This window comes from Microcoleus sp. Pol1C5, from assembly GCF_036701115.1.
In the GTDB taxonomy this organism is placed as follows: Bacteria; Cyanobacteriota; Cyanobacteriia; order Cyanobacteriales; family Microcoleaceae; genus Microcoleus.
This window is the reverse complement of record NZ_JAUBQE010000104.1, coordinates 1-9,263: the sequence shown is the minus strand read 5'-3', so window position 1 is coordinate 9,263 and position 9,263 is coordinate 1. Positions and strand designations below refer to the sequence as shown.

At 46.1% G+C, this 9,263-nt stretch carries 11 protein-coding genes; 2 read left to right on the top strand and 9 right to left on the bottom strand.

Features of this window, described 5'->3' with window-relative positions; translation table 11 throughout:
* Positions 1-128 precede the first annotated feature (128 nt).
* From QUA23_RS30145 to QUA23_RS30110, 8 genes are all read right to left on the bottom strand, one after another.
* Complete coding sequence (locus tag QUA23_RS30145) at positions 129-416, bottom strand: hypothetical protein (protein ID WP_333079255.1); 288 nt, start codon at positions 414-416, stop codon at positions 129-131.
* A 1,411-nt stretch (positions 417-1,827) separates the two neighbouring features.
* Positions 1,828-3,174: an FAD-dependent oxidoreductase gene (locus QUA23_RS30140; protein WP_333079254.1), complete on the bottom strand. Its 1,347-nt coding sequence runs from the start codon at positions 3,172-3,174 to the stop codon at positions 1,828-1,830.
* A 275-nt stretch (positions 3,175-3,449) separates the two neighbouring features.
* Positions 3,450-4,199 carry a glucose 1-dehydrogenase gene (locus tag QUA23_RS30135; RefSeq protein WP_333079252.1) on the bottom strand — a complete coding sequence of 250 codons (750 nt, stop codon included), beginning with the start codon at positions 4,197-4,199 and terminating at the stop codon, positions 3,450-3,452.
* 114 nt (positions 4,200-4,313) lie between these two features.
* Complete coding sequence (locus QUA23_RS30130; RefSeq protein WP_333079251.1) at positions 4,314-5,138, bottom strand: alpha/beta hydrolase; 825 nt, start codon at positions 5,136-5,138, stop codon at positions 4,314-4,316.
* 273 nt (positions 5,139-5,411) lie between these two features.
* Positions 5,412-5,651, bottom strand: a complete 240-nt coding sequence (locus QUA23_RS30125; RefSeq protein WP_333079249.1) for an SDR family oxidoreductase — start codon at positions 5,649-5,651, stop codon at positions 5,412-5,414.
* 109 nt (positions 5,652-5,760) lie between these two features.
* Positions 5,761-5,916, bottom strand: coding sequence for a hypothetical protein (locus QUA23_RS30120; protein WP_333079247.1), 156 nt, complete (start codon positions 5,914-5,916; stop codon positions 5,761-5,763).
* A 9-nt stretch (positions 5,917-5,925) separates the two neighbouring features.
* The gene (locus QUA23_RS30115; RefSeq protein ID WP_333079256.1) at positions 5,926-6,003 is read right to left on the bottom strand and encodes a hypothetical protein; all 78 of its coding nucleotides are present in this window, start codon (positions 6,001-6,003) and stop codon (positions 5,926-5,928) included.
* Between the two features lie 108 nt (positions 6,004-6,111).
* Positions 6,112-6,855 carry a 3-oxoacyl-ACP reductase family protein gene (locus QUA23_RS30110; protein ID WP_333079244.1) on the bottom strand — a complete coding sequence of 248 codons (744 nt, stop codon included), beginning with the start codon at positions 6,853-6,855 and terminating at the stop codon, positions 6,112-6,114.
* Here QUA23_RS30110 and QUA23_RS30105 point away from each other — a divergent pair.
* Positions 6,854-7,579 carry a TetR/AcrR family transcriptional regulator gene (locus QUA23_RS30105; protein ID WP_333110676.1) on the top strand — a complete coding sequence of 242 codons (726 nt, stop codon included), beginning with the start codon at positions 6,854-6,856 and terminating at the stop codon, positions 7,577-7,579. The two genes, QUA23_RS30110 and QUA23_RS30105, sit on opposite strands and share 2 nt — an antisense overlap.
* Before the next feature lie 69 nt (positions 7,580-7,648).
* On the opposite strand, the gene QUA23_RS30100 is transcribed toward QUA23_RS30105, so the two are convergent.
* A complete protein-coding gene (locus tag QUA23_RS30100) occupies positions 7,649-8,332 on the bottom strand; it encodes a transposase (RefSeq protein ID WP_333079241.1) in 684 nt (227 codons plus the stop codon).
* 455 nt (positions 8,333-8,787) lie between these two features.
* Between QUA23_RS30100 and QUA23_RS30090 the strand changes: the two genes are divergently transcribed.
* A complete protein-coding gene (locus QUA23_RS30090) occupies positions 8,788-9,114 on the top strand; it encodes a hypothetical protein (protein ID WP_445243536.1) in 327 nt (108 codons plus the stop codon).
* The last annotated feature ends 149 nt before the right edge of the window (positions 9,115-9,263 follow it).

Genomic DNA, 9,263 nt, shown 5'->3' with positions numbered 1-9,263 from the left:
AAAGAAGATTGTGAGTTAACTTGAGCGAATGTAGAACTCATATTGGAGACTCCATTAAGGGCATTATTAGTAGATACGCCCCGGAGTTATCTCATCAAGCTTATTTGATAAATGTGAGATTTTGGCAATTAAGTTTTGTATGGATCGAGGTAATCTGAACTGAGGATAACAGAGCCTAATTGCAGTTGATACGAGCGTCCGTCAGAAGTTGTGCGAACTTTGTCAATCTCTATCAGGATAGAGGCCGATTTTTGAAATGCCGAGGTAATTTTCTCGATACAGTCAGATTCCCCAGCCAAAATTCTGGAAATAAAATATTCACCTTCATTGATGCTGGAGTCCTTGAATACACAGGTTTTGGATGGGGAATTTGCGTATTCCGAGGCGCGAGTCGTTTCCCTTAAAGAAGCCAACATATTGCGCTCTCCAAAAGAGAGTTTAGGGGTAGATACAGCCTTGGATTCAGACCTTCGGAAACTGCTAGCGACCTTGTTTATTTCGCTCATTTTTATTTAACCTATCTATCAGTTTGCTTTATTTATGCAGCGCTGCCATCCGCGATCTCACGGAATTTATATTATGCGTGTTTTCCCTTACTTCCGACAAACGCGCAATTACCGATAGATTCGATATCCTAGCGGTGATAAGTAGATAGGCACGAAAAAACCAAAGTAGGTGAAAATAAATGAAGACAGAGAAGAAATCTACCGAGGTCATTAACATATGGGAACTCGCTTAAGGGTATCCCTGACTCATCAACAAGAGAGAACCCTCTTCAACATCAGAACAGCAAATGTACCACATAAAGTCAAAGGCTCCCGCCGAAGTCATTGGGTTAAATGCACGCGGTTGGTACGTCGAAAAAATAGCGGCTCATGTCAATTGGACTTCACAGACAGTCAGTGCCTCATCAGAAATGCGCTCGAACCCCTATCACACCTCTTTAAGCAATTCTGGCTTCTCTAAAAGGACTTTGGCAAGAGCAGGTTTAGGATACAGCATCAAATAGAGATTGGTAGCCTTAGCCATTGAGTGATGCCGAATAAATAGAAAAGACCTACCTCTACCAGTAGGACAACTTAAGAATAGCAAGTTAAAAAACCCAGGGGTCGCCGGGACTGCGTGCGATCGATCGTCAAGCGAGTTTCTGCTGCTGTGTATTTTGTGTACTCTGGGTAACGATCGCTCTCCAACTGAATCAAGCGTGAAATGATGGGGAAGCACTAAGAAATATGGAATGCAGAGAAATGACTGACTCGCCGATCTAACAAATCAATTTGCTAGACACGGACTACGCCGACATCCTCGCTCACAGCAGCCATCAATGCTTATAAGCAGCAGATGGGCATTGAAGAAATGTTCCGAGACTGTAAAACAGTCGGCTATGATATTGAAGAAACAAGCCTCAAAAGAAACCGACTTATTAACATGATTCTGCTCATGACACTGGCGTACAGTTCGGCAATATTCCAAGGCACGCTCACTGAAGAAAAAGCTGGTACAAAAATATGTATTTTGTCGCAAATAATCCAAGAAAAAATATCGCAGACGGAGTACATTTGGTGTTGGATTAGATGGAGAAAAGTGGGTTAATTATCTAGAATACTATTCTTGGGAGGTGGAACAGCTAATGAAGTTAACTGCTTCTAAACGCCGCTTTTATCAACAAGGTATGCGGGCTGTAACCATTATACAGTCTATTTCGTAGATCTCTTTGTCACCCTCCCCAGCAATCGGGTTTTTCTTTTTTGGCACTATTTTACTCTACATTTTGAAGTGCCGAGCGTGATAAAACCTCTTCATATATTCGGACCCCGGCCTATTATCTCAAAGCAGCAACCGTGCCAGACTGGGTAAAGCTTCACCGTAAGTGGGATGGATGTGAACCGATCGCTCTAACAACTGCCATGTCGCTCCCGCTTCAATCAGGGATAAAAATACATGAACCAGTTCAGCAGTTTCGTATCCTACTAGGGTTGCTCCCAGGATTTTGTCTGTGTCGCTGTCGATTACCATGCGATAAAACCCCAGGTCATGCCCCCACTCGATCGCACGCGCAATTTGGCTCATAGGTAACGTAACCGCACGCGCGTTGATGCTTTGTTTCTGAGCCTGTTCTAACGTCATTCCCACTCGCCCCACCTGGGGTTCTGTGTATACCGCATAGCCAAGAACGCAATCGCCTCGCGTCCGGTTGTCTCCACACAAAATAGCTTTTAAACGGCGATAGTCCTCCCATGAAACATGGGTAAAGGCAGGCTGTTTGGCAGCATCCCCGATCGCATAGACACCAGAACAGGTGGTGTGAAACTGGTCGTCAATTTTGACAAACCCTTTATCATCTAACTCAATTCCGCTGGCGGCTGCATTTAATGCACCTGTATTGGGTTTCCGTCCAATCGCAACCAGCAAAGCTTCTCCCTGAAGTTGTTCGCCATTGCTCAGCGTCAGATTAAATACATTATTCTCATGGGCAACCTGATTTACATTCACACCAAAATGGAGCTGAATTCCATCCTGCTTAAAGGCTTCTGCTAAGACCTCGCTGACATCAGCTTCTTCTCGATCTAAAAGGCGCTCGCCTCGCACAATTAAGTGAGTCTGACTGCCCAAACGCGCCAATCCTTGCCCTAATTCCAAGCCAATATAGCCCCCTCCAATCACCAATAAACGGGCGGGTTTAGTGTTCAAGTCAAAGAAGTTGCGGTTAGTCAGGTAAGGAGTTCCTGCAAGTCCGGGAATCTCAGGAATCAGCGATGACGTACCCGTGTTAATAATTACTAGAGGAGCTTGAACGGTGACATCCCCACCTTTGACCGTTCGTTCACCCACAAAAGAAGCTTCACCACAAATGACGGTGACACCCGCAGTCTCCAAGCGCTTGCGAATCCCCTGATTAAAGTCGCTGCGGATTCCCCGAACTCGCTCCATAACAGCGGGAAAATCCACTTCAACCTCCGCATGGATGCCTAACTTTTTGGCTTGGCGTGCCCGACCTGCTGCATGAGCCGCTGCTAAGAACGCTTTGGACGGAGTGCAGCCATAGTTAATGCAACTGCCGCCTAAAGCATCCCGCTCAAACAAGACAACCTTGCGCCCCTCACTGGCAAAATCAGTCGCCAGTGGAATGCCACCTTGACCACTGCCGATGACTATGACATCTGCTGTTTCCATTAGCGCTAAACTCCTTGGGAATAGTTTGCTTTCATAACTCTCTCACACTCCAAGTTCAAACCTCTCTACTCGTTGAGATAGGGTTTGGATTGAGTTATCACATCCTGATTCGGCATTGCTCAAAAGTAATGATTTTCTTACGTAGGAATTTGCTTTTGAAATAGCTAAATCATTACCAAATCAGCAATGCCTTGCATGGAACGGTGCCGACTGCGGTTAGGATGCTTTAGCTTGGCGCTGTACTTGGTATAGAGAAAAATGCAACGCTGTCAAAGCTAGCGAAGACCACCCGTGATATACAGAGTTTCGCCAGTAATCCATCCTGAATCAGAGGACGCAAGGAAAACGACGGCAGGTGCAATGTCTTGCGGCTGTCCGATTCGACCCAGTGGGGTTTGCGCTTCAATTTGTTTGCGACCTTCGCTCTGAGCAATTCCCGCTGTCTGCGCACCCTCTGTTTCCACCATCCCAGGATTGATGGAATTGACACGGATGTGGCGCGAACCGAGTTCTTTGGCAAGCGACTTCGTGATGGCATCGACCGCTGCTTTGGTAGCACTATAGACTGAGCCGTTCGCGGTTGCGAGAGTGCTGACGATCGAACTGATATTGATAATGCTACCGCCTTCTGGCCCGAAGTGCTTTATACCTTGTTGTGAGGTGAGGAGCAATCCCAGCACATTCAGGTCAAATTGCTTGTGGAAGTGCTCTTCGGTGATGTTTTCCAGTGGGGAAAATTCATAAATGCCAGCATTGTTGACCAAAATATCTAGCTTGCCGAAAGCTTTCTGCGTCTCTGAAAAAAGATGTTCGATCTCTGCCTTTTTAGCAACATTTGCTTGTACAGCGATCGCCTTACCGCCTGCGCTGGTAATTTCATCAACCACGCGATCGGCCCCTTCTTTGCTTGATGAATAGTTAACGACAACTGCTGCACCTTCGGCTGCCAGATGTTTAGCAATAGAAGCACCAATACCTTTAGACGCACCTGTGACGACTGCGATTTTTCCTTCTAGTTTTTTCATCGTTATAAGTGTTGTGATTGTTGAGTTTGAACAAGCTATCCGAAACGGTTGCGAACCTAAGAGAATGCACCCGTTCGGATCTTTAACTGTGATGTCTCACATTCGCGCACCGAGTCAGGACTTGAGAAATTCCAGCAGGTCGGCGTTGAGTTGGTCTTTACTCGTGTCGCCCAGACTATGCGTTCCGCCGGGATATATCTTCAAAATCGAATTCTTGACCAGCTTCGCAGACAAAAGGGCAGAAGCACCAATCGGCACGATCTGATCGTCATCGCCATGAATAATCAGCGTTGGCACGTCGAACTTCTTCAAATCTTCGGTGAAATCAGTTTCCGAAAACGCCTTAATGCAGTCATAAGCGTTCTTGTGACCAGCCATCATCCCCTGCATCCACCACGACTGGATCAGACCTTGGGAGACTTTGGCACCGGGTCGATTGAAGCCGAAAAACGGGCCGCTGGCCACATCGAGGAAGAACTGCGATCGGTCAGCCAAAAACGCCGCCCGAAAGCCGTCAAAGACCTCAATGGGCAGCCCACCCGGATTGGCCTCCGTCTTGACCATGATCGGCGGCACTGCGCCCATTAGCACCGCCTTGGCAACCCGTGATGTTCCGTGTCGCCCAATAAACCGCGCCACTTCGCCACCGCCGGTAGAGTGTCCGATCGTGACCGCATCCTTAAGGTCGAGTGCCTCGAAGAGTTCCGCCAGATCGTCAGCGTAGGTGTCCATTTCATTGCCGTGCCAGGGTTGGCTCGATCGCCCATGACCCCGACGATCGTGGGCGATGCAGCGGTAGCCGTGCGAGGCGAGAAAAAACATCTGCGATTCCCAAGCATCCGCACTCAGCGGCCAGCCGTGACTGAAGACGATGGGTTGTCCTGTCCCCCAGTCTTTGTAATAGATTTGTGTACCATCCTTAGTGGTGATTGTGCTCATCTTTTTACCTCCTGGTTCATGGGTAGGGGTTGTTGGCTTGAGGTTGTACCATCCCAAAAGAATAAAGGATCTGGTCAAAAACTGTATGAAATGTGGATAACATCTATGGCGATCGCCCTCTTCAGATTTGTGCTACACCCCCATCAACAAACATTTCAATGTCAGTGATATAGCTGCCGTCATCTTTCTTACTCAATTGTGGTGTAGATAGCGATCGATATCTATGAGATTGGAGACATCACCTTGATTTCCTTCAGTTGCAGTTTTGTTGCTTTATATCTGTGCCATGCCTCCATCTACAAAGAGTTCGATGCTGTTCACAAAGCTGCTATCATCGGATGCGAGGAAAACGACTGCTTTAGCAATTTCATCCGGTGTACCCACTCGTCCCAGCGGGATTGTGTTGACCTGTGTTGCCAGAAAACCCTGCACCTGTTCCTCGCTCAGCCCCATGAGATTGTATCCGGGAAACGCTAAACGCTGGAATACCCTGGATGGAAGTGATCGAGGCATTCAAAATAATGGAAGCACCTTCTGGCAACAGCGGCAGAGCCTTCTGCACCGTGAACAGCAGGCCTTTAACGTTGGTATTGAAGGTTTTGTCAAATTGTTCCTCAGTGATCTATCCTCGCGGGGCGAGTTCTCCACCGCCAGCGTTGGCGAAGATTACATCTAGGCGACCTTGCTCTTGCTCGATTGTGGCAAAAAGGCGATCGAGGTCTGCCAGATTCGAGGCATCGCTCTGAACGCCCGTGACGTTCTTGCCTATTGCTGCCACGGTGGCATCCTATTCAGCCTGACGGCGACCTGTAATGAAGACATAGGAACCTTCGGCAACGAATCGCTTGGCAGTGGCAAGACCGATGCCGCTAGTGCCGCCAGTGACAAGAGCGACTTTTCCTGAGAGTTTTTGTCACATTATGATGTTTTTTTTGAATAAAGTTTAGTGATCGCAAGTCTGATGACATCTCGTTTAGGCTGTAACTCCGCCATCAATCTTGAGGCTTGCGCCAGTGACAAAGGCGGCTTCAGGACTGGCAAGATAAGAAACCATGCTAGCAACCTCGTTATCCCGTCCGTAGCGACCGAGGGCAATGCTCTTTTTGAGTTCCTCGGCAAAGTCTCCATCTGCGGGATTCATATCGGTATCAATTGGACCAGGTTGGATGTTGTTAACGGTGATACCGCGAGATCCAAGATCGCGGGCAAGACCGCGTGTAAAGCTGGCGATCGCCCCCTTGGTTAATGCATAGACCGATAGCCCTGCAAAGGGGGTGGAATCACTATTAATGCTGCCAATCATGATGATCCGTCCCCCCTCACCCATATGGCGAATCGCCTCCTGAGTTGCTACGAAAACGCCTCTGACATTCACCGCAACAAGTCGGTCAAATTCATCCATCGAGAACTGATCGATCGCAGCTAAAGTGGCAACCCCCGCGTTGTTGACGAGGATGTCAAGGTGGCCGAAGCTGTTAACGGTTTCGGCAACGGAATGTTTCACCGCTTCCACATCCGCACTGTCAGCGCGGATTGCCAAAGCTTTTCCCCCTGCCGCCTCAATGTCGCGCACCACCTCATCAGCTTTTTGGGGCGAACTGGTGTAGGTGAGAGCAACTGCTGCCCCATCGCGGGCAAGACGTTTGGCGATCGCTGCCCCTAAACCGCGCGATCCACCCGTAACCAATGCAACTTTGCCTGCGAGTGTTTTTGTCATGATTTGCTCCGGTAGGCCTGTAATTGCCGGTATCGGTGATTTACTTACCGATTGGTACAAAAAATATACCCTGGTTCAATCTGGGTGTCAAGGAAGTTTTATACTGAACGGTATGGAAACGAAAAAGCCTCATAGAGTGCAGGGACGACCTCGCGCTTTTAATATAGACGAAGCCTTAGAACAAGCTTTGCAAATATTCTGGCGCAAGGGCTATCTAGGAACATCCCTGACGGATCTAACCGAAGCGATGGGCATTAACCGTCCCAGTCTCTATGCGACCTTTGGCAACAAGGAAACCTTGTTCCGCAAGGCGCTCGATCGCTATCGCGATCGGCAAACTGCCTACCTGTGTGAAGCACTCTCCGAGCCAACTGCCCGGAGAGTTATCGAGCGGATGATGGTTGGTGTTGTTGATTTGGTAACTAATCCGTGCAACCCATCAGGATGTCTCTACGCACAGAGTATGCTTTCCTCTGTCGATCCAGACAATCCACTCCATCAAGAGTTGGCAGAGTGCCGCATATCAGGCGAGGCTGCTATCTGCGATCGCTTCGAGCGTGCTGTCTCAGAAGGTGACTTGCCCTCTGATGCTGACCCCGCAGCCCTCGCTCGCTTTGTCGTCACGGTCAACTTTGGAATGTCGGTGCAAGCAGCAAGTGGAGCCAGTCGCGCGGAACTCCTACAGGTTGTTCAGACGGCTTTGCGCGCCTGTTCAATACGGTGAAGCAATTATCCATCCAGGGTAAACGCATCTAAATTAATGGCTCTCCTGAACTTATGGTTATAAGTTTATCTAATCAGAAAAGCAAGCTAATACGCGATTCCTAAAATTATTAAAATTAGAAAAACCATACCCTTGTCGCATTATCAACTTAATCCGATTGTTGATTCCTTCCATGACTCCACTTGCGATGCGATTAAGAAAGTAGTTGCAAATACCCTCAAAATGATTCTCAATTGTTGAGGCAGATTCTCTAAAAAATACTTGTGCATGATTGAGCCACTCTTTGATTTTCTTCGGCCATTTTTCGACCGTCAAATTAGTCTCATATATTTCTCTAAATTTTTCTTTCATCTCATACGCAATTCTCAAACATTCTGATTTTTCTAGTGTCAATTCTAATTTATCAATCTGCTCTAGATTCAACTTTACTCGATTACTTAATAATAAATATTTACTTTGCCTATCTGTTATTCCTGCTGCTCTACGTAACTTATTTAAGTCTTTATTTACTACTTTCATTACATGAAAACTAGCGATAACAACTAGGGCATTTGGGAATACTTTTTTGATAAATTTAGGGAATCCTCCCCACCTATCTACGCTCACTTCCTCAACTTGTTTCCGAACCTCAATCGGCTGTTTCAGAAAGATTTCAATGATTTCTTCCGAGCGATGATAATCAATCATCTCAATTAAATTACCCTCACAAATGTCACTAACAACACTCACGAAATTTCCTTGACCTTTTCGCATACTTATCTCGTCGATAGAAATGCGTTTAACCAGTTTCTAATTAGTTTTTTTGCTCTTATTTACTGTTCAAATATTCCTTTTATTCCGTCATAACTCAGTCGTTCTTCTCGGAGAATTTGCTCCATGCTCGATTGTTTTACACGCTCATAAATATTTTGTTCGTATCGTTGAGTATGCCGTCTTTTAACGTCCAAAAAATCTATTTTTTCTGCGGGATACCGTTGGCAACTAGGACAGTAAAACTGCCGTTGTGGGATTTTTAAATACACAGGACGACCAAAACCCGACAAATCTCTTACTATAATTGGTCAATTTTGATGCAATTTTTCGGTATAATGTTTACAATGATGACAAACAATTCCTTCTGATAAAATGCTCAGTCCCAAGAAAATTTTTCCCTCAACTTGAGTACAAGTTTCAACCCTGACTCCAGGCAAGGCTAATAGATAGTCTAGATGAAAGCTCATAACGGTAAATGTATTATTAGGTACATTTTACACCATAAACTCAGGAGAGCCGTCGATAATAATCCCGGTCATCTTTTAATCACATCTGAATTGCCCGACAATATTATTTTACTATTTCAACCTCCTTATTGTCCTGAAGCAAATCCAACAGAAAGAGTATGGAAATACATCAAAGGGTTTTTAGCTAGGTTAGTCTTTAGTAATCTTGACGAACTCCGTGTAAAACTTCAGGAAATATTATCACATTTAACAAATTATGTCATTGGCTTTCTAACAGGATGGTCTGGGATTTTACATTATTTAGGGTTTGCTTAATAATCGATCGCAAACTAAGAACAGGAGCGATCCATATATTCAAGCAGAGTTAAATATAAGTTTTTTCTGTATCGAGTCCCCCCATTTATAATTGGGGATTATCTTCAACCCAAAAACAGGTGTTCTTTTTCCAAATAGACATAAAAACA